This is a genomic window from Streptomyces sp. Da 82-17 (genome assembly GCF_046098215.1).
Taxonomy (GTDB): domain Bacteria; phylum Actinomycetota; class Actinomycetes; order Streptomycetales; family Streptomycetaceae; genus Streptomyces.
On record NZ_JBJURH010000003.1, the window covers coordinates 73,536 to 96,542 of the forward strand.

Annotated in this window: 23 protein-coding genes and 1 pseudogene; 11 read left to right on the plus strand and 13 right to left on the minus strand. The window is 70.3% G+C overall.

What is annotated here, in order from left to right:
* Positions 1 to 337 precede the first annotated feature (337 nt).
* The 4 genes from ACIDOF_RS05745 to ACIDOF_RS05760 are packed head-to-tail and all read right to left on the minus strand — an operon-like array spanning position 338 to position 2,287.
* Positions 338 to 523, minus strand: a complete 186-nt coding sequence (locus tag ACIDOF_RS05745) for a DUF397 domain-containing protein (RefSeq protein ID WP_409004584.1) — start codon at positions 521 to 523, stop codon at positions 338 to 340.
* The gene (locus tag ACIDOF_RS05750) at positions 516 to 1,379 is read right to left on the minus strand and encodes a helix-turn-helix domain-containing protein (protein WP_409004585.1); all 864 of its coding nucleotides are present in this window, start codon (positions 1,377 to 1,379) and stop codon (positions 516 to 518) included. The genes ACIDOF_RS05745 and ACIDOF_RS05750 overlap by 8 nt, the downstream gene beginning before the upstream one ends.
* A 7-nt stretch (positions 1,380 to 1,386) precedes the next feature.
* On the minus strand, positions 1,387 to 1,908 hold the full coding sequence (locus tag ACIDOF_RS05755; protein ID WP_409004586.1) for a DUF6879 family protein: 522 nt from the start codon (positions 1,906 to 1,908) through the stop codon (positions 1,387 to 1,389).
* A complete protein-coding gene (locus ACIDOF_RS05760; RefSeq protein WP_409004587.1) occupies positions 1,868 to 2,287 on the minus strand; it encodes a hypothetical protein in 420 nt (139 codons plus the stop codon). Before ACIDOF_RS05760 ends, ACIDOF_RS05755 begins: the two co-directional genes overlap by 41 nt.
* 204 nt (positions 2,288 to 2,491) lie before the next feature.
* Between ACIDOF_RS05760 and ACIDOF_RS05765 the strand changes: the two genes are divergently transcribed.
* The 4 genes from ACIDOF_RS05765 (at position 2,492) to ACIDOF_RS05780 (ending at position 4,966) form a co-directional block, all read left to right on the plus strand.
* Positions 2,492 to 2,851: a hypothetical protein gene (locus tag ACIDOF_RS05765; protein ID WP_409004588.1), complete on the plus strand. Its 360-nt coding sequence runs from the start codon at positions 2,492 to 2,494 to the stop codon at positions 2,849 to 2,851.
* 355 nt (positions 2,852 to 3,206) lie between these two features.
* The gene (locus ACIDOF_RS05770) at positions 3,207 to 3,467 is read left to right on the plus strand and encodes a DUF397 domain-containing protein (RefSeq protein ID WP_385933837.1); all 261 of its coding nucleotides are present in this window, start codon (positions 3,207 to 3,209) and stop codon (positions 3,465 to 3,467) included.
* A gap of 77 nt (positions 3,468 to 3,544) precedes the next feature.
* Positions 3,545 to 4,051, plus strand: a complete 507-nt coding sequence (locus tag ACIDOF_RS05775; RefSeq protein ID WP_409004589.1) for a hypothetical protein — start codon at positions 3,545 to 3,547, stop codon at positions 4,049 to 4,051.
* Between the two features lie 12 nt (positions 4,052 to 4,063).
* Entirely contained in the window at positions 4,064 to 4,966 is a 903-nt protein-coding gene (locus ACIDOF_RS05780; protein WP_409004590.1) for a JmjC domain-containing protein, read from the plus strand.
* A 56-nt stretch (positions 4,967 to 5,022) separates the two neighbouring features.
* Here the strand turns inward: ACIDOF_RS05780 and ACIDOF_RS05785 are convergent, their stop codons facing one another.
* Complete coding sequence (locus ACIDOF_RS05785; protein WP_409004591.1) at positions 5,023 to 5,691, minus strand: hypothetical protein; 669 nt, start codon at positions 5,689 to 5,691, stop codon at positions 5,023 to 5,025.
* Positions 5,692 to 6,072: 381 nt separating this feature from the next.
* On the opposite strand from ACIDOF_RS05785, the gene ACIDOF_RS05790 reads away from it, so the two are divergent.
* The 4 genes and pseudogenes from ACIDOF_RS05790 to ACIDOF_RS05805 all read left to right on the plus strand — a co-directional run bounded on the left by ACIDOF_RS05790 (position 6,073) and on the right by ACIDOF_RS05805 (position 9,695).
* Positions 6,073 to 6,441: a hypothetical protein gene (locus tag ACIDOF_RS05790; protein ID WP_409004592.1), complete on the plus strand. Its 369-nt coding sequence runs from the start codon at positions 6,073 to 6,075 to the stop codon at positions 6,439 to 6,441.
* Positions 6,414 to 7,742, plus strand: a pseudogene (locus ACIDOF_RS05795) (uracil-xanthine permease family protein); the annotation flags it as partial. The gene ACIDOF_RS05790 and the pseudogene ACIDOF_RS05795, both read left to right, overlap by 28 nt.
* Positions 7,743 to 7,894: 152 nt before the next feature.
* Positions 7,895 to 8,680, plus strand: a complete 786-nt coding sequence (locus ACIDOF_RS05800) for a DUF5995 family protein (RefSeq protein ID WP_409004593.1) — start codon at positions 7,895 to 7,897, stop codon at positions 8,678 to 8,680.
* An 82-nt stretch (positions 8,681 to 8,762) separates the two neighbouring features.
* Positions 8,763 to 9,695: an LLM class F420-dependent oxidoreductase gene (locus tag ACIDOF_RS05805; RefSeq protein ID WP_409004594.1), complete on the plus strand. Its 933-nt coding sequence runs from the start codon at positions 8,763 to 8,765 to the stop codon at positions 9,693 to 9,695.
* 84 nt (positions 9,696 to 9,779) lie between these two features.
* Here the strand turns inward: ACIDOF_RS05805 and ACIDOF_RS05810 are convergent, their stop codons facing one another.
* The 7 genes from ACIDOF_RS05810 to ACIDOF_RS05840 form a co-directional block, all read right to left on the minus strand.
* Complete coding sequence (locus ACIDOF_RS05810; protein ID WP_409004595.1) at positions 9,780 to 11,471, minus strand: flavin monoamine oxidase family protein; 1,692 nt, start codon at positions 11,469 to 11,471, stop codon at positions 9,780 to 9,782.
* 57 nt (positions 11,472 to 11,528) lie between these two features.
* Positions 11,529 to 12,353: a carbon-nitrogen hydrolase family protein gene (locus ACIDOF_RS05815; RefSeq protein WP_409004597.1), complete on the minus strand. Its 825-nt coding sequence runs from the start codon at positions 12,351 to 12,353 to the stop codon at positions 11,529 to 11,531.
* A gap of 424 nt (positions 12,354 to 12,777) precedes the next feature.
* A complete protein-coding gene (locus tag ACIDOF_RS05820) occupies positions 12,778 to 13,230 on the minus strand; it encodes an Lrp/AsnC family transcriptional regulator (protein WP_409004598.1) in 453 nt (150 codons plus the stop codon).
* A 10-nt stretch (positions 13,231 to 13,240) separates the two neighbouring features.
* Positions 13,241 to 14,740 (minus strand): amino acid permease, encoded by a 1,500-nt coding sequence (locus ACIDOF_RS05825; protein WP_409004599.1) that lies wholly within the window; start codon positions 14,738 to 14,740, stop codon positions 13,241 to 13,243.
* A gap of 345 nt (positions 14,741 to 15,085) precedes the next feature.
* On the minus strand, positions 15,086 to 16,528 hold the full coding sequence (locus ACIDOF_RS05830) for a GuaB1 family IMP dehydrogenase-related protein (protein WP_409004600.1): 1,443 nt from the start codon (positions 16,526 to 16,528) through the stop codon (positions 15,086 to 15,088).
* A gap of 166 nt (positions 16,529 to 16,694) precedes the next feature.
* Positions 16,695 to 17,033, minus strand: coding sequence for a barstar family protein (locus ACIDOF_RS05835; protein ID WP_409004602.1), 339 nt, complete (start codon positions 17,031 to 17,033; stop codon positions 16,695 to 16,697).
* Entirely contained in the window at positions 17,030 to 17,446 is a 417-nt protein-coding gene (locus tag ACIDOF_RS05840) for a ribonuclease domain-containing protein (RefSeq protein WP_409004603.1), read from the minus strand. Before ACIDOF_RS05840 ends, ACIDOF_RS05835 begins: the two co-directional genes overlap by 4 nt.
* Positions 17,447 to 17,582: 136 nt before the next feature.
* On the opposite strand from ACIDOF_RS05840, the gene ACIDOF_RS05845 reads away from it, so the two are divergent.
* From ACIDOF_RS05845 to ACIDOF_RS05855, 3 genes are all read left to right on the plus strand, one after another.
* Complete coding sequence (locus ACIDOF_RS05845; RefSeq protein ID WP_409004604.1) at positions 17,583 to 19,151, plus strand: ATP-dependent DNA ligase; 1,569 nt, start codon at positions 17,583 to 17,585, stop codon at positions 19,149 to 19,151.
* A gap of 112 nt (positions 19,152 to 19,263) precedes the next feature.
* Complete coding sequence (locus ACIDOF_RS05850) at positions 19,264 to 20,613, plus strand: glutamine synthetase (RefSeq protein ID WP_409004605.1); 1,350 nt, start codon at positions 19,264 to 19,266, stop codon at positions 20,611 to 20,613.
* Positions 20,613 to 21,758: an amidohydrolase family protein gene (locus ACIDOF_RS05855; RefSeq protein ID WP_409004606.1), complete on the plus strand. Its 1,146-nt coding sequence runs from the start codon at positions 20,613 to 20,615 to the stop codon at positions 21,756 to 21,758. The genes ACIDOF_RS05850 and ACIDOF_RS05855 overlap by 1 nt, the downstream gene beginning before the upstream one ends.
* A gap of 74 nt (positions 21,759 to 21,832) precedes the next feature.
* Here ACIDOF_RS05855 and ACIDOF_RS05860 read toward each other — a convergent pair whose 3' ends face one another.
* Positions 21,833 to 22,879 (minus strand): sugar-binding transcriptional regulator, encoded by a 1,047-nt coding sequence (locus tag ACIDOF_RS05860; RefSeq protein WP_409004607.1) that lies wholly within the window; start codon positions 22,877 to 22,879, stop codon positions 21,833 to 21,835.
* Positions 22,880 to 23,007 lie beyond the last annotated feature (128 nt).

The window sequence follows — 23,007 nt, forward strand, 5'->3', positions numbered from 1 at the left end:
CCCTGTACGCCCAGGAGAGTCCTCCGCCGGCCTTCGGCCCGGCAAGTCCTCGTTTGGAGCCTCAAAAGGCTCTCAGGTCGCCTCTCAGGGCGTTTTCGAGCGCCTGCCGGCCTCTCTGGACGCTTCATCGGCGCCAGTGAGTGAATGATTGAGGTGATCGTGGCCACACTTCGAGGTCGGGGCGTGACGGATCGGGGGTCAATAACACGTACGTTATTTGTGGGCCGGGTTATATACCCACCTCCGGGAGCCTCCCCCGAGGGAGGCCGGCAGATGATTCACTCACCAGACATGCGAAAGCCCCCTCCCGAGAGAGGGGGCGGGCCAAGGTGGCGTATCAGGCTTCGAGGGTCTTGCTGAACTCCACGAAATCGATCCAGGAGGCCGGCGGGAAGCCCAGTTCCGCGCCCTGGCGACGCTTGGAGTCCCGTACCCTCACCTTGACCGGGTTATTATCAGCGACTTCGACGCATGTATCCGACTTCGTGTAGCTGCTCGTACGCCAATTCGGCTCTTCATTCACGATTTTCCCTTCCCATACGCTCAAAATGCTGGATAGCCTTCAGAATTAGTTCCCTCGCGGCCTGCCCGTAGACGGCAGACTGCCGGTGAAGCTCGAACGCCTTCCGATATTGCTCGACTTCCCTCGGCTGCGTTACTGACATCTCCGCGGAGTACGTCTCCACCATCACGAGCTTGTCGTCGAACATCGAGAAGGCATGCCCGATCCACAGGTCAAGGGGAGCAGACCGAGGGACGATGCCCAGGCTGAGTCGAGGCAGCGCCATCACCGCCATCAACCGGTCGAGTTGAGCCCTCATAACTCCCGACCCGCCGTGGTTCGAGTAGAGGGCCTGCTCCCCGAGGAGCACGTTAAAGATCCGGTCGCCCTTGTAGAGGTACGACTGCCGTTCGAGCCGCTTGGCCACGGCAGCTTCCGTGTCAGCCGGCGACTCGTAGAAGCTCGACACCTGTTCGAAGATGACCTCCGCATAGTCGGAGGTCTGGATGGTGCCCCAGATCGTGGAGGGGTCCCAGATCCTGAACACCTTGGTCTTCTGGTAAAGCGGCAGGGACTTCTTCTGGCGGTTCTCAGTCCCTTCCTGGAGCTGCCGGCGCCACTCCATCCATAGCTCGTCTATGTGTCGGACTGTGGCGACGAGGTCCGAGATCTCGGCCGATCGGCCGGTCTTCTCGCACCAGACCCGGATGTCGTCCTCGCTCGCGTTCTGCTTGCCGTTCTCGATGCGAGAGACCTTTGACTCCTGCCAACCGGTGACAGCAGCGAAGGCCCGGCCGCTGGTGAACCCCGCGTCCTTGCGGAATCCACGCAGCCGGGCGCCCAACGCCTCGCGGGTCTCCTGTGCCTGGTTGTTCACTGCTCGGTCAGGGCTTGTACTCGGAGTGCTGGATTGCAGAGTCCCAGAGGAGGTCCCGGACACGGACGCATTCAGCGACGGTCTCGGGATCGTCGATCACTTCGGAGCCGAGGACCCTTCCGTTCTCGTCGAAGTGCCCGACTGCCAGGAGCTTGTCATCGAAGAGCCACCAGTCGTTGCCTTCGACCGGAAAGACCAGGCCCTCGGGCAACTTGTGGCGCGGCAGCCATCGGATCTGCTCGCCGGCCTCCTCGTTGAGCGGAGTTCCCTCATGCTCCCAGCGGATGTACGGAGTGTGCGGCTCCGTAACGACGCGGACCCGCCGCACCGTCTTGCCCTCCTGGGTGAGTCCTCGAACCATCGACAGCCACGAGTCCATGAAGGCGTTGTCGACCACTCCCGCGAGCCACTTCTCGTACGGCCCGTCCTCCAATGGCACTGAGTAGTCGTCCCTCAGCTCCAGATGGAAGGCATCGTGCGCGACAGCCTCAATGAGCCGGTTGCGCTCGGCGCTGGAGATCAGCTCCACGTGGTTCCTCCAGTAGGGCTGTGATCGCGGCCTTGGGGACCTCGACCACGGTCTCGTAGTCCGGAATCGACATCTGGGACAGGGCCTCGGGATCAGTCACCTCCCGGCCCTGCACAACGTACGTACCACCCGGCGTGAGGACCATGAGCGGGTCCTCAAGACGCTTGAACTCGCCAGAGGGGAGACCGTCCTTCTCCAAGTGCTTGAACAGCTCGGTGGGGACCTCAACAGCCGTCTTGCCTTCAGGGATGTCGAGCTTCACCCGCGGGTCATCAGAGATGATCTTCCACCCCTGAACAAGGTAGGTGTCACGGTCGGTGGCGTAGAGGGTAGGGCAGTCGCCCACTTTGGAGTCCTTACCAAGGAACCGTAGCTTCATGGTTGTTCTCCTGTCGTCTGCCTTGCGCGAGTTTGCGCGGCACATCGATCGTCGAGGACCCGTTCGATCCCGTCAATCCGCTTGCTGCAAACTCGCGCAATCTTCTTGGGGGTTGGTTGCGGACCGCTCTACGGTCGTTCCGTACCGAGCAGCCAAGGCAGCCGCAAACCGTGCGGTCCCGAGGGGAGATGCGTGGTGTCCACCGTGATCGAGAGACCCGAGACGCCGGGCGATGACCTGCCCATTGATGAGGAACTGATCGGGGACAGCATCGACGCCGTACTCGCCATGGCGCTCAGCACGTCCACGCGCGAGGACATCGACGGCAAGACCATGGTCTTGATCGGGCACCTGAACCTGCTCCTCGCCGAGGAGATGGGCGCGGACGACGACCCGGTGGTCAAGGAGCTGTACCTCCAGGCGTACAAGCACCTGGACCTCAAGGGTCGCCCCAACCAGGAGACGCCGGCCTTCAGCGCCTACAGCTACATGCGCCAGACCGCCTTCCTGACGAGGCGCTTCCTGGACATCTACGAGAAGAGGGGCGGGACGGGTGTCTCGTGACTCCTCGTCAGCAGCAAGTGGCTTACGTGGTGGCACTCCTGGCCCTGCTGGCCGCGCTCGCGGTCGGCATAGCCGACAGCCCACCTCCCGCCACAGACGCCCGCTCGGTTGGCGTCAGTGGATCTTCCAGGGCTTCATGATCGGCACCTCCGTGGCGATCTGCGGCGCCTGGTGGTCGCTCATCCGATGATCTTCCGCCCCCGAGGTGACATTCGCCGGCTCCCCCTTTTCGGCAACCCCTCGTGGGCGGGACCAAGATCCCACCCCGGCCAAGCCAGTACCCCGAAGAAGGACAGGTCGGGCCGGGGTGGGTGCAAGTGCACTACGGCGCGGAGAACGACTCTCCGCACAGCAGATGCGCAAGGAGGACTACCCGGTGAAGAACCTCTACACGCTCCCCGCTGTCGACGACAGCGCGTTCGAGAACTTCTGCGGCGGCAACCTCAACGGCGAGCACGAGGCGTGCATCGACATCGCGGCCATCCCCGGCGCCGAGGAGTCGTTCGCGTTGCGTGACTCGAAGCCCGAGGGCGCCGGCCAGGAGCTGCGCGTCACCGCGGCCGAGGTCGACGACTTCGTCCTCGGCTGGGCCAAGAAGCGGGGTCTCGCGCTCTAGTCTGGCGCTTCCCCATCCAGGACAAGACGGGCCGCCCTGCTCCGGCGGGGCGGCCCCGCACTTCCAGAAGGGCACAAATGAGCTGGTCAGGGCACTGGCACGGGTACGGACCGTGGATCGGACCATCGGCGGTGTACGGCAAGGAGGGAGGCCGGCGGCCTCCGCATCCCAACGGTCCGCCCGCGATCCTCGACCCCGAGGACAAGAAGCAGCAGGCCGTGCTCGACCGGTACCGGGAAGCTGCCGCGGAGTTCGCCACGGGCAACGTGCCGCCCACTATGACCGGCTGGTGGCTCGCGAAGAAGAACCAGGTCTCCGCCGATCGCACCTGGGCTGATGTGGGGATCGCACTCGCGTGGTTGACCAAGCAGTACGAGGAGAACCCCCCGTTCGTACGTGCGGACGGCCTCCAGGCGTACTGCGGCCTCGACGACAAGTTGGAGTACGCCAGTGACGTACTGCCCCGCGGTGTCGACGTGAGCTGGGTGTACTACCTGCCATCCGAGCGCTTGATCTCGTACAGCATCGTCTGCTGCCCGAACCGGTTCCACCCCGAGATCGACTGCCCGCTCCCGCCGTCGTAAGGAGTCGACGCCATGTCGCTGCGCCTCTTGCTCCCCGAGGAAGGTGCAACCGAACTGCTGGCCTCGTGGCCAGACGAACCCCGAGTCTTCGACCGCGGTACGCCGTCCCTCGACGAGACGGTCACCGCCGAGTCGATCCGCGGCTACCTCTACACGGGGTGCGTCCCGGCCACCGAGATCGCGGCCGTCAAGGCACCCAACCCGTCCCTGAGCCAGAACGCGTACATGACGGACGGCCGGACGGACCGAGCGAAGCTGGCCCGGCTGTACGACCGCGGCTACACGATCCGCCTCGGCAACCTACAGCGCGTGGTGCCCGAGCTGGCCCGGATATCCGAGGCGATCCAGACCGAGACCGGCTACTCGAACTACATCCACGCCTTCCTGACCCCGCCGGGCGAGCAGGGACTCCGCCACCACTGGGATCAGCAGATGGCGGTGATCGTGCAGATCGCTGGGACGAAGCGCTGGCAGCTCTGGAAGCCCCCGGTCGTCGCCCCCATGCGCGAGTTCAACGAGAGCTTCCGCGTGTGGAAGGACGAGTACATCCCCACGTGGGAAGCGGCCGGCCCGGACATGGAGATCGACCTGAAGGCCGGCCAGTCGCTCTTGCTCCCCCGCGGTTGGGTCCACAACCCGCACGTCGTGGACCCTGACGAGCACAGCATCCACCTGACCTTCGCGATCCGGGAACGCACGCAACTCTGGCTCGCCGAGAAGCTGCTTGCCGGCGCCATCGCCCAGGAGGAGTTCCGCCGCATCGTCCTTCCCCGCCAGTTGGGTGGGGAGGAGCTGGTGGGGCAGCTCGATGATGTGCGCGAGGCCCTGGTGAAGTACGTGCAGGGCCTCGACCTGACCGAGGTCGCTCCGACCGTCATCAAGGACGCGTTGACGGAGTTGGAGTACAAGACCTGAGTGAATGAATCATTGCTGGCAGCCCCCTCCGGGACCCCGAGGGGGGCTGCCGCTGTTCAGACCGCGGGTGCGCTTTCCGCGGTCGCGTCCTTCACGGTCTCGTTGACCGTTCGCTCGGCGACCTTGTCGACGCGCTTGGGGCTGTAGACCTCGGCGGTGTTGGTGACGGGCTCCGGAGAGTCAGGGGTGACGGCGACAGTCGTGACGGTCGTCGGGTTGAAGAGCGAAGCGTGGCTCGGGTCCTCGACGGTCAGGACCAGCTCGATGCCGTCCTTCTCCGCGGGCTCGTCCTGGAAGGCCGCAAAGATGCCGTAGTGCTTGTGGCCACCCTTCTTCGACGGGTCGAGCACGGCATGCACAACGAGAGTTCCGTCGTCAGCGAGGAATGCCTCAACGGCATCCGGGTCCACTGCCCGCTTCTTCACGTCGTAGACGATGGGCTTAGCCCAGTCCGGCATGTACTTACTCGCGCCGGGGAGGTACTTGTCCACGGTGTCGCCAACGATGGAGTGACGCTCCTCGGGCTCTTCCGGGTCATCCGGCTTGTCTGACTCGGGCTTGGCCCGGCGCCCCTTCGACTTCTTGTCGTCCTTCTTGTTCGGGACTCCGCGGCTCTGCGGAACATTCTCGCCGCGACGCTTCTTCGGGGCCTGGGGTTCTTCGGTCGGCCCAGGAGTCGCGCTCTTGTCGTGCTTCGTTCGAGGCAGCGGCATGGGGCCGTCCATCTCGGTCTGATCCTCGATTTCATTCCCAGGCACAGGCGCGTGTTGCTGAGTCGTCGATACAGAGGGGCTGCCGGTAGCACTCGGTTTGGGCACCCGTTGCTCGCGGGCCGCCTGATCAGAGATCCCTCCGGCTATCGCAATCGGCACGGCAGCGACGAGCAATGACCATCCGAGGACGGCACCGACTGGGACGGTCTTCAGCGCAGGCAGGCGCAACGCACTTCCCCCAAGAAGCGGAACGATTGGTTCGCCTTCATCCAAACATGTGTTCTGGGCGATCTTGGGGCGGGTAGTCCCTTACCGGTGCGTAGTGAACTCAAAGAACGAAAGCAACCCACAGACCTACTACTCGGGATAGTCGTAGGCATATAGCATCCCGTTGTGGATCTTGGTGAGTTCAAAGCGATAGGCCGTCAGAAGCCCGCCGTCCGCCCGATACCGGAGCCGGACGCCGCGACCCGTTTCCTGGCCAACACCCTGGCCAACATCGCCGCCTGGCGGGCGGCCGAGGGAGCGCGGAAGTCGGAGGCCGAAGGCGCGGCCGACGAGGTCGCGGTGCGCTTCACGCCTCGGGAGCTGGAGCATGTTGTGCGGGTCCTGGCGGACGATGCCAGCCCCGCGTCCATGGCCCTTCTGCATGCTCTGACCAGCGACGATGACGAGCGGCTTGGGGATGTCTCCACTGGTGAGTGGATGCCCCTGGACCCCAGTGATGTACTGTCGGAGCAACATTCGTGGCGCCCGTCCTGATGGGGCTCGACCCCAACCTCGCGATCATGATGTCCGGCGTCGCCACGGTCATCTTCCTGCTCGCGACCCGCGGCACCGTCCCGTCGTACCTCGGCTGTTCGCTGTCGTTCGTCGGCGTGGCCGCGGTGATCCGGGCGCAGGGCGGGTCGAGTGCGACGGTCACGGGCGCCGTGTTCGCGGTCGGCGTGGCCCTGTTCCTCGCGGGCCTGGCGGTGCGGAAGTTCGGGGCGCGGATCATCCACGCCGCGATGCCGCCGATCGTCACGGGCGCGGTGGTGATGCTGATCGGCTTCAACCTGGCGCCCGTCACGGCCTCCACGTACTGGCCGCAGGACCAGTGGACCGCCCTGCTCGTGATGCTCTTCACCGGCCTGGCCGTGGTCTGTCTGCGCGGCTTCTTCTCCCGCATCGCGATCTTCCTCGGCCTGATCTTCGGGTACGGGATCTCCTGGCTCTTCGACCAGGTCTTCGGCAAGATCCACTCGGCGGACGGCTCGGGCAAGGTCGTCGACCACTGGCGGCTCGACCTGTCCGCCGTCGGCCAGGCCGACTGGTTCGGGCTGCCGTCGTTCCACGCGCCGAGCTTCGAGTGGTCCGCGATCCTCGTCGCGCTGCCCGTCGTGATCGCCCTGATCGCCGAGAACGCCGGGCACGTCAAGGCCGTCGGCGAGATGACCGGCGACAACCTGGACGGCAAGCTCGGCACGGCGATCTCCGCCGACGGCGCCGCGTCCATGCTGTCGACCGCGGTCGGCGGCCCGCCCAACACCACGTACTCCGAGAACATCGGCGTGATGGCGGCGACCCGCGTCTACTCGACGGCCGCGTACTGGGCCGCCGCCGGCTTCGCGCTGCTCTTCGGCCTGTGCCCCAAGTTCGGCGCGGTCGTGGCGGCCATCCCGGGCGGCGTCCTCGGCGGCATCACCGTGATCCTGTACGGCATGATCGGCCTGCTCGGCGCGCAGATCTGGATCAACGCCAAGGTGGACCTGCGCAATCCGCTGAACCTCGTGCCGGCCGCCGCGGGCATCATCATCGGCGTCGGCAACGTGTCGATGAAGTTCACCGACACGTTCGAGCTGAGCGGCATCGCCCTCGGCACCCTCGTCGTCATCACCGGCTACCACGCGCTGCGCGCCATGGCCCCGGCCCACCTCAAGACGCAGGAGCCGCTGCTCGACGAGGGCACGTCGCGGTACGACACGGACGCGGAGGCGACGGCGACGGCGACGGCGACGGCGGACGCAGGCACGGGCACGGGCACGGACGCAGGCACGGGCGCGGACACGGACGCGAAGTAGCCGGGGCGGCGGGGCCGCGGGGCGGCTTCGTCACGCACCGTTCCGTCCCGCAAGATCGCCAAACCCCGGATTCCGGCCGGTCGTTACCCCGTTTCGGGGAAGCTCGCGGCTCGGTGGTCCGCCGCCCCGGCCGGGCCTGTCACGCTGCGTGCATGGCGCTGTCGGGACAGATCGGGACCGGGACGGTCGAGGCGGGGACCGGGTCCGTCGGGACGCACACCGGGCCACCGGAGGCCGACGATGCGGTCGAGGCCGTCGATGCGGTCGATGTGGTCGAGGCCGTCGGGTCGGACGCGGGCCCGGTGCTCGCGCGGCTGCGCGCGGCGGCCCCTCGCGCGGCGGGGAACGCGGACCGTCCGCAGCCGCGCCCGGACGGGCTGGCCGCGTTCCACCACGCCTACGTCACAGTCGCCGAGGAACACGCAGCGCCCGCCGTCCCCCTCCGACTCCGCCTCGCCGAGCGGTACTCGGCGGTGCTCGACGCGGCCCGCCGCGGGCACCGCCCTCCGGCCGCCTGGCGTCCGCTGTTCCAGTTCCGGCGCCACCCCGGCGTACGGCCGCCGCAGTTCGCGCTCGCCGGGCTCAACGCGCACATCGGGTACGACCTGCCGCTCGCCGTGGTCGACGTCTGCCGTGCCCGGGGCTGCGAACCGGCCGCCGTGGAGGCCGAGTTCGACCGCGTCGGGGATCTGCTCGGCGCCCTGGAGGAGCGGCTCCGCGAGGACCTCGTGCCCTCCCCCGAGCTGCTGCAGGTCGGCGATCCGCTGACGCATCTGCTCGGCGCCTGGCACCTGGAGCGGGCCAGGGACGCGGCCTGGTCGGCGGCGCGGGTGCTCTGGGGGCTGCGCGAACGGCCCGAGGCGGCAAGGGAGTTCACGGAGCACACGGACGCGGGCGCGGGCCTCGTCGGCCACTGTCTCCTCACCCCCTGGCGCTGACCGCCCCCGGCACGGTTGGGTGTACGGGACACCGGTCGCCCGCCGGGGCGGCCGTTCCGGGACCGTACAGGAGGCGCAGCAGATGGTGACCAGGCTCGGGCTCGGCCTGCCCCAGATGAAGCAGTACGACATCGGGCGCGACATCCCCGCCGTGGCGAAGGCCGCGGAGGACATCGGCTACGACAGCGTGTGGGTCTTCGAGCGGGTGCTGTTCCCGACCCCCGCCACCCAGGGCCTGTACGGGATCGACGGCCTGCCCTGGCCCGAGCAGTACCGTTCGGTGGCCGACCCGCTGGTCTCCCTGACGCTCGCCGCCGCGGCCACGGAGCGGGTCCGGCTCGGCACCAGCGTCCTGGTCGCCCCGCTGCACGTCCCCTTCGAACTCGCCCGTTCCCTGGCCACGTTGGACGCGGCCAGCGGCGGCCGTGTCGTCGCCGGGCTCGGCACCGGCTGGTCGCACGACGAGTACGCGGCGCAGGGCGTCGCTCCGTTCGCGCGCCGCGGCGCCGTCCTCGACGAGACGCTCGCCGTGTGCCGCGCGGTCTGGGGCCCCGACCCGGTGGCGTACGAGGGCGAGTGGACGCGGATCGCGCCCTCCGTGGTCGGCCCGAAGCCGGCCCGGCCGATCCCGGTGCACTTGCCGGCGAACAGTCCGCGGGCGGCCCGCCGGCTGATCGAGCAGGCGGACGGCTGGATGCCGGTGGCGATGGGCGCGGACCAACTCGCCGACGCCTGGAAGCAGTTGCAGGACCGGGCCGCCCAACTCGGCCGCGAGCGCCCGATCGCGGCGACGGTGCGCGTGAACGCGACGTACAGCCCGCGGCCGTACGAGGGCGAGGGGCGGCGGCCGTTCCAGGGCGGGGTCGAGCAGATCGTCGAGGATCTGGCGGCACATGTGGAGGCCACCGGGATCGAGGAGTTCTTCCTCGACCTGCAGGGGCAGACGCGGGACGCGCAGGAGCTGACGGACGTCGCGGCGGAGGTGTACGAGGCGGCCCGGGCGGCGGGCGTCTGATCCCGGAGACGCCGAGAGAAGCGGAGAGGGGCGGGATCAACTCCCGCCCCTCTCCCCGCGGTTCAGCCCCGGAACGATCCCGGCTCAGTCCTCCGGCAGCTCGACCGGCGCGATCTCGTCGTACACGTCGCCCGGGCCCGGGTTGGACGCGTCCGTCGTGCCGCCGAACTGGTGCATGACGCCCCACACGGCGTTGAGCGCGGTGGTGACGGCGCCCTCGGCCCAGCCGGCCGTCCAGGAGATGTCGTCGCCGGCGAGGTAGATGCCGCGCTTGTCCTCGGGCAGGCGGTCCTGCATGAAGTGGGTGAACAGGCGGCGCTGGTAGCGGTAGTGGCCGGGCAGGTTCGCCTTGAACGCGCCCATGAAGTACGGCTCGTTCTCCCAGGAGACGGTGACCGGGTTGCCGATGATGTGCTTCCGGATGTCGACCTTCGGGTAGATCTCGCCGAGCGACTTCAGCATGACGTCCATCCGCTCGTTCGCGGACAGCGGCAGCCACTTCAGGCTGTCGTCGCACCACGTGTACGAGAGGCAGATGACGGCGGGCTTGTCCGGGCCGTCGTCGAGCAGATACGTGCCGCGGGTCATGCGGTCGGTGAGCGTCATCGACATGACGTCCCGGCCGGTCTCCTCGTCCTTGTCCAGCCAGAACGGGCGGTCCACGGGCACGAAGAGCTTGGAGCTCTCCATGTAGTGGGTGCGCTCGATGGCGGTCCAGTGGTCGATCGGGAAGAGCGACTCGTCGCACTCGATCTTGGAGAGCAGCATCCAGGACTGCGCGGTGAAGATCGCGGCGCGGTACGTACGGATGTCGCCGGAGGCGTCGGTGACGGTGATGCGGTTGCCGGCGGTGCGGTGCAGCCGGGTCACGGCCGGACGCGGGGCGCCGTCGTGCAGCGAGGAGAGGGAGGTGCCCTGCGCCCAGTGCACGATCTTCTGCGGCTCGCGCTCCCAGAGGCGGAGCGGAAGCTGCTGGCTGCCGCCGACGATGCCGCGGTGGTGGTCGTCCGCCTCGGTGTAGACGACGCGGAGGATCTCCAGGATGGAGTTGGGGAAGTCGGTGTCCCAGCCGCCGGTGCCGAAGCCGACCTGGCCGAAGATCTCGCGGTGCCGGAACGACTTGAACGCCTCGGACTCGCAGAGGAAGCCGTAGAACGTCTGGTTGTCGAGCTTCTCGACGAGCTTCGCCCAGATCTCGCGGATGCGCGGCACGTCCCGCTCGCGCAGGGCGCGGTTCATGTCGGAGAAGTCGGCGCCCTCCTCCAGGCAGGCGTTCCAGGCGTGCATGACGTCCCGGTAGACCTGCGGCAGGTCGTCCACGGTCTCCGCGTAGTGCGACTCGCCCTTGAGGTCGACGACGGTCGACGGGGTGTCCGGGGCGAGCGGGTTCGGGAACGGCTTGGTGGTGAGGCCCACCAGGTCGATGTAGTGCTGCAGCGCCGTGGACGACGGCGGGAACCGCATGGCGCCCATCTCGGCGGTGAGGTCGGCGTCCGTGCCCTCGAAGCCGACGGTGCGCAGCCGCCCGCCGATCTGGTCGGCCTCGTACACGACGGGCTTGAGGCCCATCTTCATCAGCTCGTACGCGGCGACGATGCCGGACAGGCCGCCGCCGATGACCGCGACCTCCTGGCCGTGCTCGGTCGCGGGTATCTGCCCGAGCCCGGCGGCGTGGCCGAGGAAGTCGTCGTACGCGAAGGGGAAGTCCGGCCCGAACATGGTGATCGGCGGCTGCGCGTCGGTGTGCTGGACGGCGTTGGGCACCGTGGACGTCATGGGGTGGGGACTCCTTGCTGCGGTACTGACTGAAGGTGGTTCGGGGAGGGGGCGGCCTCAGGCGCGAGGGCTCAGCGAGCCGTACAGCTCCGGGCGGCGGTCGCGCAGATACGGGTTGTTCTCGCGCGACGCGGCCAGGAAGGCGGGGTCGACGTCGCCGACGACGAGCTCCTCACCACGCCCGGCGCGGGCCCGGGAGACGCCGTCGGGCCCGGCGAGCGTGGACAGCCCGACGAACTCGAACTCCCCTTCCGGGCCGGTCCTGTTGACGTACGCGACGTACATCTGGCTCTCGAAGGCGCGCACCGGCACGACGGACTCGGCGACGAACTGGAACGGGTGCATCTGCGCGGTCGGCACGAGCAGCAGATCGGTCCCGGCGAGGGCGTGCGCCCGCACGTTCTCCGGGAACTCCACGTCGTAGCAGATCAGCGCGCCGATGGTGAGCCCGCCGAGCTCGGCCTGGACGACGGGGGTGTCGCCCGGGGTGAAGTGCTCCTGCTCGAAGCAGCCGAAGAGGTGGGTCTTGCGGTAGTTCAGCAGGGGCGTGCCGTCGGCGGCGATGGCCTGGGCGGAGTTGTAGACCCGGCCGTGGGTCCGCACGTCGCGCTCCGGGTAGCCGTAGAGGACGGCGAGTCCGTGCCGCTCGGCGATCGCCGCGACGGCCTCGGCGGACGGTCCGTCGGCGGGCTCGGCGAGCCTCGGCACGTCGCTCCCGATCGCGTACCCGGTCAGGTACATCTCGGGCGCGACGAGCAGCCGCGCCCCGGTGTCGGCGGCCCGCCCGGCGGCCTCGTCGAGCACCTTCAGATTCTGCGCGACGTCACCGGGCCGTCCGGAGCTCTGAAGCAGGGCGGTACGCAGCGGCGACGACGACGACATGGGCAGACCTCGGCGGTACGGAGGGGTTACGGGGACGGATAGACGGTACGGGGGCGCCCCATACCCGGACAAGGCGCGTCCGTTGCGAGCTGCTGGGGGATCTGTTGCGCGTACGGGGGAGAGCGCAGCGATTCGTTGCGCGGCTGTTTCTCTCCCCTCCCCGCCCCTTCCCGAAAGCCTTCGGCGCTGTTCTTTCGACTGCGGCTTTCGTCGTGGCTGGTCGCGCAGTTCCCCGCGCCCCTATCGGGGCACACACCGGCCCCACCCGCACCATCCAGCCCCTCCGGCGTTTGAGGAGCGGGGTCCGGGGCGGAGCCCCGGGGCTGTCCGCAGGACTTTCGGGAAGGGGCGGGGTGGGGAAGAAGAAAGGCCCGCCCCCACCGAGCAGCGCTCAGCAGGGGCGGGCCAGAGGCGACCGGGAGGCCTACGTCGGGGCGCCCGACGTGAAGCGGCGCATCAACGGCGAAAGCACCAGCACGGACTTCGTACGCTCCACGAAATGCTCACCGGCGATCCGCTCGAGCACCCGCTCGAAGTGCCGCATGTCGGACGCGAAGACCTGCACGAGCGCATCCGCCTCACCGGTGACGGTGGACGCCGCCGCGATCTCCGGATACCGCTCGAGGCCCCGCTTGATGGCCTCGGGCGAGGTGTTCCGCCGGCAGTAGATCTCGATGAACCCCTCGGTCTCCCAGCCGAGCGCGGCCGGGTCCACGCGGACGGTGAAGCCCGTGATGGCCCCGGTCGCGCGCAGCCGGTCCACGCGCCGCTTCACGGCGGGCGCGGACAGGCCGACGATCTGCCCGATGTCCGCGTAGGAGCGGCGGGCGTCCTCGGCGAGGGCGTGCACGATTCGTTCGTCGAGTTCGTTCAGCACGGCGGGCGGTTCACTTCTCCTGGCCGGATTCCTTGGTGAGGGCGACGGCCGCGTCGGCGCCCTCGGTCTGGAGGCGGGAGCGGCGCTGGCCGTAACCGAAGTAGATCACGAGCCCGACGGCCATCCACACGCCGAAGACCGCCCAGGTGATCGCGTCGAGGCTGAGCATCATCCAGACGCAGAACCCGAAGCCGACCAGCGGGAACAGCGGCGAGAGCGGCACCCGGAACGTCCGGCGCATCTCCGGGCGGGTGCGGCGCAGCACGATCACGGCGACGTTGACCAGGGCGAACGCGAAGAGCGTGCCGATGCTGGTGGCGTTGGCCAGCTCGCCGAGCGGGATGGCCGCGGCGAGCACACCGCAGAACAGCGAGACGATCACGGTGTTCACGCGGGGCGTGCCGGTGCGCGTGCTGACCTTGGAGAACGCCTTGGGCACGAGCCCGTCGCGGGACATCGCGAAGAGGATGCGGGTCTGGCCGTACAGCACGGTCAGGACGACGCTGGCGATGGCGATGACGGCACCGGCGGCGAGGACGGTGCCCCAGAAGGTCTGGCCGGTGACGTCCTTCATGATCCCGGCGAGCGCGGCCTCCGAGTCGGTGAAGCCCTCCCAGGGGCGGGCGCCGACGGCGACGGCGGCGACGAGGACGTACAGCGCGGTGACGATGACGAGCGACAGCATGATCGCGCGCGGCAGGTCCCGCTGCGGGTCCTTGGCCTCCTCACCGGCGGTGGAGGCGGCGTCGAAGCCGATGTACGAGAAGAACAGGGTGGCGCCGGCGGCGCTGACCCCGGCCATGCCGAGCGGCATGAAGTCGGCGTAGTTGCCGGACTTGAAGCCCTGGATGCCGATGGCGCAGAACAGCAGCAGCGCGGCGATCTTCACCACGACCATGATCGTGTTGGCGCGCGCCGACTCCTTGGCGCCGCCGAGCAGGAACACCATGGCGAGCAGGACGACGATCAGCGCCGGCAGGTTGAAGATCCCGCCGTCGCCGGGCGGCGCGGAGAACGCGTCGGGGATGGTCCAGCCGATGGTGCCGGCGAGCAGTTCGTTGAGGTACTCGCCCCAGCCGACGGCGACCGCCGCGACGGAGACGCCGTACTCCAGGACCAGACACCAGCCGCAGACCCAGGCGACGAGCTCGCCCATCGTTGCGTACGCATACGAGTACGAGGACCCGGAGACCGGGATCGTGCCCGCCAGCTCGGCGTAGGAGAGGGCCGAGAAGAGGGCGGTGAGGCCGGCGATCACGAAGGAGAGCGTGACGGCCGGTCCGGCGGCCGGGACGGCCTCGCCGAGGACCACGAAGATGCCGGTGCCGAGGGTCGCACCGATGCTGATCATGGTCAGCTGCCACATGGAGAGGGAGCGCTTCAGCGTGCCGCCCTCGCCCTTGCCACCCTCGGCGACCAGCAGTTCTACGGGCTTGCGGCGCATCAGCCGGCCCATCGGGGTCGGCCGCTGCGGTTGCTGCGTCGGCGGGGCTGCGCCTTGGTCGAGCACGGGAGGCTCCTTCATCGCTGCGGGGAGAACGGCAGCGACCGCGGCGGCGCCCGTCGAGGGCTGACCACCGAGCAGGCGGTCACCGCCAGACGAAGTACAGCGGATGACATTAGGGCGAACAGCTTCACTTGCGTAATGAAGCAACCTTGCGCATCGGGGCAAGATCCTTGCGTACGCCCGAAAAATACGGGAGTTCGTTGCACATCCCCTTTCGATCGCTGCACGAAAGTGACCATTGCCACATCGGGGGCGGTGTCGGGAAAGCGCCGCGGACGCACGAAGGCCCCGACCGTCCGAAGACGATCGGGGCCCTGCGGGAGGCGTTCCGCGCGGCGTTCTACGAGGTCACTGCCAGCTGGCGTGCAGCGGCTTGCCCTCCGCGTAACCGGCGGCGGACTGGATGCCGACGACGGCCTTCTCCTCGAACTCGGCGAGCGAGCCCGCGCCCGCGTACGTGCAGGAGGAGCGGACGCCCGCGATGATCGAGTCGATCAGGTCCTCGACGCCGGGGCGGGCCGGGTCGAGGAACATCCGCGAGGTCGAGATGCCCTCCTCGAAGAGCGCCTTGCGGGCCCGGTCGTACGCCGACTCCTCGCTGGTGCGGTTGCGCACGGCGCGGGCCGAGGCCATGCCGAACGACTCCTTGTACTGCCGGCCGTCGGCGGTCTGCTGGAGGTCGCCCGGCGACTCGTACGTCCCGGCGAACCAGGAGCCGATCATGACGTTGGACGCGCCGGCGGCGAGCGCCATGGCGACGTCGCGCGGGTGCCGGACGCCGCCGTCGGCCCAGACGTGCTTGCCGTACTTCTTCGCCTCGGCGGCGCACTCCAGGACGGCGGAGAACTGCGGGCGGCCGACGCCGGTCATCATGCGCGTGGTGCACATGGCGCCGGGGCCCACGCCGACCTTGATGATGTCGGCGCCGGCCTCGACGAGGTCCTTGACGCCCTCGGCGGCGACGATGTTGCCCGCGACGATCGGCACCTGCGGGTCGAGCGCGCGCACCTTGCGGATCGCCTCGATCATCGACTCCTGGTGGCCGTGCGCGGTGTCGATGACGAGGGTGTCCACACCCGCGTCGAGCAGCTGCTGCGCCTTGCCCGCCACGTCGCCGTTGATGCCGACGGCGGCGGCGATGCGGAGCTTGCCGTCGGCGTCGACGGCCGGGGTGTAGAGCGTCGCGCGCAGGGCGCCCTTGCGGGTGAGGATGCCGACGAGCTTGCCGTCCTTGTCCACGGCGGGGGCGAGCTTGCGGTGGCCGGCGTCCAGCTTGTTGAAGGCCTCGCGCGGGTCGATGTCGGCGTCGATGAGCAGCAACTCCTTCGACATGACCTCGGAGAGCTGGGTGAAGCGGTCGACGCCGCTCAGGTCGGACTCGGTGACGACGCCGACCGGGCGGTTCTCGCCGTCGACGACGACACCGGCGCCGTGCGCGCGCTTGTGCAGCAGCTGCAGGGCGTCCGCGACGGTCTGCGTCGGGGCGAGCGTGATCGGGGTGTCCAGGACGTGGTGCCGGGTCTTGACCCAGGAGATGACCTCGGTGACGACCTCGATCGGGATGTCCTGAGGGATGACGACGAGGCCGCCGCGGCGGGCCACCGTCTCGGCCATGCGCCGCCCGGCGATCGCGGTCATGTTGGCGACGACCAGCGGGATCGTCGTGCCCGTGCCGTCCGGGGCGGAGAGGTCGACGCCCTGCCGGGAGCCCACGGCGGAGCGGCTCGGCACCATGAACACATCGTCGTACGTCAGGTCGTACGGCGGCTTGATGTCATTGAGGAAACGCACGTGCTGAACATCCAGTCGTTCGGAGGTGACCCTCGCGCAGGTCAGCCGAGGGAAAACGCACGTACTTCATTCTCCCACGACAGACACCTCCTGATCCCGGGGCAGATCCTCCAGGGCCGGGCGGTCCCGCCCGTCGGATCCTCCAAGCACGGCTTGGGCGTGCGACTCAGCTCGCGGGCTCCAGGGCGAGGAGCACGCTGAGCCGCTCCCCCGCCGACTCGGTCAGCACGTCCTGCGCGACGGCCCACTCCTCGGGCCTGGCGGTCGCGTAGTCCCGCCAGCCGCGGACCACGAGCAGGGTGCCGCGCGGCAGTTCGGAGAGGGAGTCGGCGAGGGCGTCCCAGTTCCGCCCGAACCAGTTCGGCAGGTCCAGGTCCCGGGCGCAGCGCTCCATGAACGCGGCCTTGTCGGTGATGCCGCCGAGCCCGAGGACGACGGCGGGCAGCTCGGCGCTGCGGGCGGCGCCGAGCAGTTCGGCGAGGGGGCCGGGGGTGTGCTCCGTCATCGTAGGACCGCCTTGAAGGTCTGGTAGTGGTCGTCGGTGTAGTAGATCTCGCCGTCCCGGCCGGTGACCAGCCGCCGGGCGCCGCGGTCGTCCTCGCCGGGCGTACGGACGGTGTACTCCCGGTAGTGCCCGCGCGGCTGCCGGGGCAGCTCCCCCTCGAAGTTCCCGAAGGTGCTGCCGTCCTTCTCGTACGGGAAGGGCCCGCCGTCGTCGATCAGGCGCAGCGTCTCGCGGGCCTCGGCGGGCAGCTCGGCGACGGGCACGGTGCCCATGCCGCGGGCCCAGCCGGGGGTGGCGGCCTGCTCGACACCACTGCGGGCCGTCGACGTACAGCCCGCGAGCGCGACGCCGAGCAGCAGCGAGAGGCAGCCGAGCAACACGGCGAACGCCTGACGACGAAGAGGCCCGATCATGCGCCGATGCTGCCACAGCACCCCGAAAGGGGCGCGGGGAACTGCGCGAGCGACCACGACGGCGCAGCAGCCGAAGAACATCGCCGGAGGCCTTGGGGAACGGGCGGGGCGGGGCGAAAAGGGCGACGATGAACGCATGCTGCTAGCCGACCTGGCCAGAACCTCCCGGGAGCTCGCCGCCACCACGATGCGCTCCCGCAAGCGCGCCCTGCTCGCCGAGCTGTTCGCCGCGACGACCCCGGACGAGGCGCCGCTCGTCGTCAGCTATCTGTCCGGCCGGCTGCCGCAGCGCCGCATCGGCGTCGGCTGGGCCACGTTCAAGGACCCGCCGCCCCCGGCCGAGGAGCCGACGATCGAGGTACGGGACCTGGACGCCGCCTTCGACCGGATCGCCGTCCTCGCCGGCAAGGGCGCGCAGGGCGAACGCAAACGCCTCGTACACGAGCTGCTCGCCGCGGCCACGGCGGACGAACAGCGGTTCCTCTTCGGCCTGTTGGGCGGCGAGCTGCGGCAGGGCGCCCTGGACGCGCTCGCCGTCGAGGGCCTCGCGGCGGCGACCGGCGTGGACGTGGAGGCGGTCCGCCGCGCCGTGATGCTGGCGGGCCGGCTCGACGTGGTGGCCCGTGCCCTGGTCGCCGACGGGGCGGCGGCGCTCGACACGTTCCGCCTGGACGTGGGCCGTCCGGTGCTGCCGATGCTGGCGAAGACCGCGCGGGACGTGGACGAGGCCCTGGACACGCTCGGCCCGTGCGCGGTCGAGGAGAAGCTGGACGGCATCCGCGTCCAGGTGCACCGCGACGGCGACGACGTACGGATCTTCACCCGCACCCTGGACGAGATCACCGGCCGCCTGCCCGAAGTCGTGGCCGCGGCCCACGAGTTGGCGTCACCGCGGGCCGTGCTCGACGGGGAGGTGATCGCGCTCGACGACGAGGGGCGGCCGAGGGCGTTCCAGGACATCGCGGGCCGGGTCGGCTCGCGCCTCGACGTGGCGGGCGCGCAGGCCTCGCTGCCGCTGTACCCGGTCTTCTTCGACCTGCTCGCGGTCGACGGCCGCGATCTGCTCGACCTGCCCGCCCGGGAGCGGCACGCCGAGCTGGCCCGGGTCGCGCCCGCGCCGCGCCGGGTGCGCCGGCTCGCGGTGGAGGACCCGACGCGGCCCGAACTGCGGGCGCGGGCCCGGGAGTTCGCGGCGGACGCGCTGGCGCGCGGGCACGAGGGCGTGGTCGTCAAGGGCCTGGACGCCCCGTACAGCGCGGGCCGCAGGGGTGCGTCGTGGGTCAAGGTGAAGCCGGTGCACACCCTCGACCTGGTGGTCCTCGCCGCGGAGTGGGGGCACGGGCGGCGCACCGGCAAGCTGTCCAACCTGCATCTGGGGGCGCGGCGGGCGGACGGCACGTTCGCGATGCTCGGCAAGACCTTCAAGGGCCTGACCGACGCCCTGCTCGACTGGCAGACGGAGCGCCTCCAGGAGCTGGCCGTACCGGCCGAGGAGCACGTGGGCGAGGCGGACTGGGTGGTGCGGGTGCGGCCGGAGCTGGTCGTGGAGGTGGCGTTCGACGGGGTGCAGCGCTCGTCCCGCTACCCGGAGGGCGTCACGCTGCGCTTCGCGCGGGTCGTCCGCTACCGCGAGGACAAGCCGGCCGCCGAGGCCGACACGGTGGAGACGGTCGTCGGCCTGCTCCAGCGGCGCCCACAGGAGTGAACGGCACCGCCCGTGAACACCCCGCAGACACAAGGGAGTTGGGCGTACGACGGCACACCCGACCGGCCCAGCCGACGTGCCCGACGCCCCGCGGCTGGGTAGCGCGTACCCCATGGACAGCTCATCCGAGACCCCTCAGGCCCCGCACGTCGGCCGGTCCACCGAACCGCTGGTCACCCGGCTCGCCGCGCGCGGCGTGCACGGGGTGGCCCTGACCTGGGTCGACAACGCGGGCCTCGCCCGCGTCAAGGCCGTGCCGCTCGCCCGGCTCGGGCAGGCCGCCGAACGGGGCGTCGGCATGTCGCCCGTCTTCGACATCTACCTGGTCGACGACTCCCTGACCTCCAGCCGGTACACCGGCGGGCCCGACGGCGATCTGCGGCTCGTGCCCGACCTGGACCGGCTCACGCCCCTTGCGGCGCAGCCCGGTTGGGCCTGGGCGCCGGTCGACCGCTTCGAGCAGGACGGCCGCCGCTACCCCGGCTGCCAGCGCCACTTCGCCCGCCGCATGACCGACCGCGCCGCCGAACGCGGCCTGGAGCTGCGGATGGGCTTCGAGACGGAGTGGGTCGTCACCCGCGACGGCGCCCCGGCCGCGACCGGCCCCGCGTACGGGATGACGCGCATGGTCGAGCTGTCCGCGTACACCGGCGACCTGCTGACCGCGTTCGCCGCGCAGGGCCTCGACGTGCTGCAGCTGCACCCCGAGTACGCGCCGGGCCAGTTCGAGGTGTCGGTGGCGCCGTCCGACCCGGTGGGCGCGGCGGACGAGGCGGTCCTGGTACGGGAGACGGTCCGGGCGGTGTCCCTGGCGCACGGTCTGACGCCCGCGTTCGGCCCGGCCGTCGCGCCCGGTTCGGTGGGCAACGGGCGGCATCTGCACCTGAGCCTGTGGGAGGACGGGCGGAACCTGTGCGCGGGCGGCGACGGCCCGTTCGGGATGACCCGGCGCGCGGAGTCCTTCCTCGCCGGGGTGCTCGCGGCCCTCCCGGAGCTGCTCGCCGTGGGCGCTCCCTCGCCCGCGAGCCATCTGCGACTCCAGCCCTCGCGCTGGTCGGCGCCGTTCCGCTGCTGGGGCCTGGAGAACCGGGAAGCCGCGCTCCGTTTCATCACCGGCGCCCCGGACGACCCGGCCGCCGCCAACGCCGAGCTGAAGTGCTTCGACCCGGCGGCCAATCCGTATCTCGTCGTCGGCTCGGTGATCGCCGCGGGCCTGGCCGCCCTGGACTCGGACGACGCCCTGCCGGACCCGGTCTCGGGCGACCCGGTGGACCAGGGCCTGCCGCGGCTGCCGAGGTCGCTGCCGGACTCCCTGGAGCTGTTCCGCGGCTCGGCGCTGCTGCGCGAGGCGATGGGCGACGAGCTGTTCGAGGCGTTCGCGGCGGTGCGCGCGGCGGAGGCCGAGCTGTTCGCCGACCACTCGCCGGAGGAGCTGGCCGCCGCGACCAGGGAGCGCTACTGATGGCCGCCGGGCAGCTCCAGCTGGTCGACCAGCACTGCCACGGCGTCCTCCGCTCCCCCGCCGACCGCCCGACGTTCGAGTCGCTGCTCACCGAGTCCGACCTGCCGGCGGCGCCGGGCACGACGTTCTTCGACACCCAACTCGGCTTCGCCGTAAGGCGGTTGTGCCCGCCGCTGCTCGGCCTGCCCGCGCACTGCCCGCCGCAGGACTACCTGGACCGGCGCGCCGAGCTCGGCGTACGGGAGGTCGGCGAGCGGCTGTTGCGGGGCGCCAGGATCGGGGAGTTCCTGGTCGACACCGGCCTTGCGGGCGACCTCACGGGACCGGCGGAGCTGGCCGCGCTCGCGGGGCTCGACGGGGACAGGGCCCGCGAGATCGTCCGCCTGGAGACGCTCGCCGAGCGCACGGCGGACACGGGCGGCGACGACGCCGAGCACTTCCTCGCCGCCCTGGACACGGCGATCCGTACGGCGGCGGGCACGGCCGCGGGCTTCAAGTCGGTCGCCGCGTACCGCCACGGCCTGCGCCTCGATCCCGCCGAGCCCACCCGCGAGGAGACCCTGCGCGCGGCCGCCGCCTGGCTGGACGGGCGCCGCCCCGGCGACCGCCTCACCGACCCGGTGCTGCACCGCCTGCTGATCCGGTCGGCCGCGCGCACCGGCCTGCCCCTCCAGCTGCACACCGGTTTCGGCGACCCCGACCTGCGCCTCCAGGACGCCGACCCACTGCTCCTCAGCGACCTGCTGCACGCCCTGCGCCCCACCGGCTGCCCGGTCGTCCTGCTGCACGGCTACCCGTACCACCGCTCGGCCGGGTATCTGGCGCACGTCCACCCGCATGTGTACGCGGACGTCGGCCTCTCCCTCACCCACACGGGCACCCGCGCGCGGGCCGTGCTCGCCGAGGCCCTCGAACTCACCCCGTTCGGCAAGCTCCTGTTCTCCACGGACGCCTACGGCCTGCCCGAGCTGTACGTCGTCGGCGCCCGCCTGTTCCGCGAGGCCCTGGACGCGCTCACGGCGGACTGGGTCGCCGCGGGCGCCTGGTCGCGCACGGACGCGGACCGGGTGGCCCGGCTGATCGGCGCGGAGAACGCCCACCGCGTCTACGGCCCGCACGGCGGGAGCGCCGCGCGAGCCGGTTGAGCGGTCACGGTCGTACGAGCCTTCGCCTGAGCACTCGTACGGGAAAAGGTTCCTGCTTGTCTGGGGGCGCCCGGTCAGGGGCCGTCGGGGTCGGCCCGGTCCAGGGCCGGGCGCGGAGCCGGGCCCATCTCCAGGAGCTGGTCGGCGGCCGCGGTGTCCGTGACCAGGCTGGTGACGAGGCCGGAGCGCAGCACCGCGTCGATCGCCGCCGCCTTCCGCTGCCCGCCCGCGATCGCCACGACCTCGGGGATGCGGCGCAGCCGGTCGGCCTCGACGGTGATGCAGCGCTCGCCCAGGTCACGGCCGACGCGGCGGCCCTCGGCGTCGAAGAGGTGCGCGGACATCTCGGCGGCGACGCCGAGCGAGGCGTAGTGCGCGCGCTCCTCGTCGGTGAGCATGTCGTGCACCGTCGAGATGCCCGGCTCCCAGGAGCCGATGGACACACAGGCGACGGTGACCTTGTCGAAGTACTCGAAGGCGCGGGCGATGCCGGTCTGGTTGCGCAGCGCGGCGGCGGTCGCCGAGTCGGGCAGCAGCATCGGCGCGTAGATCGGGTGCGCCTCGCCGCCGGAGACCTGCGCGGCCCGGCGGACGGCCTCGACGCTGCCGCGCTCGGCGGTGCCCGCGTCGTACACACCGGTCAGCTGGACCACCGTGCACGGCGGCAGGCTGCTGAGCGCGGCCGCCATGTGGATGGTGGAACGGCCCCAGGCGAGGCCGAGCACATCTCCCTCGGTGACCAGCTCGCCGAGCAGGTCGGCGGCGACCTCGCCGAGGTTCTCCGGGTCGGGCGACTCCTCGACGGCCTGCGCCGGGGACTCCACGACGACTGCGTGGCGCAGGCCGTAACGGGCCCGCAGCCGGTCGGAGCGCTCGGCGTCCAACTCGGCGGGTACGCGGATCTCGATCCGTACGAGATCCCGCTCGAGGGCGGTCTCCAGGACCCTCGCGACCTTGAAGCGGCTGACGCCGAACTCCTCCGCGATCTGGATCTTGGACTTGCCCTCGAGATAGAAGCGGCGGGCCATCGCCGCCGCCTGCACCAGCTCAGCGGGTCCCATCCGCAGGGCCGGCCTCCCCGCTGACATGCCAGTCACGGCGCTCTCCTCACTGCTGTTCACAAGCACTGCCGCGTACGGTCCCCGCCGCTCGGACGGCCTCCGTACCCAGTCTGCTGCTCACATGCTGTTGTTTCACACGACTGCGTTCACAAGTTCACTCATCGGCTTTCCGCTCATCCTTGCAGATG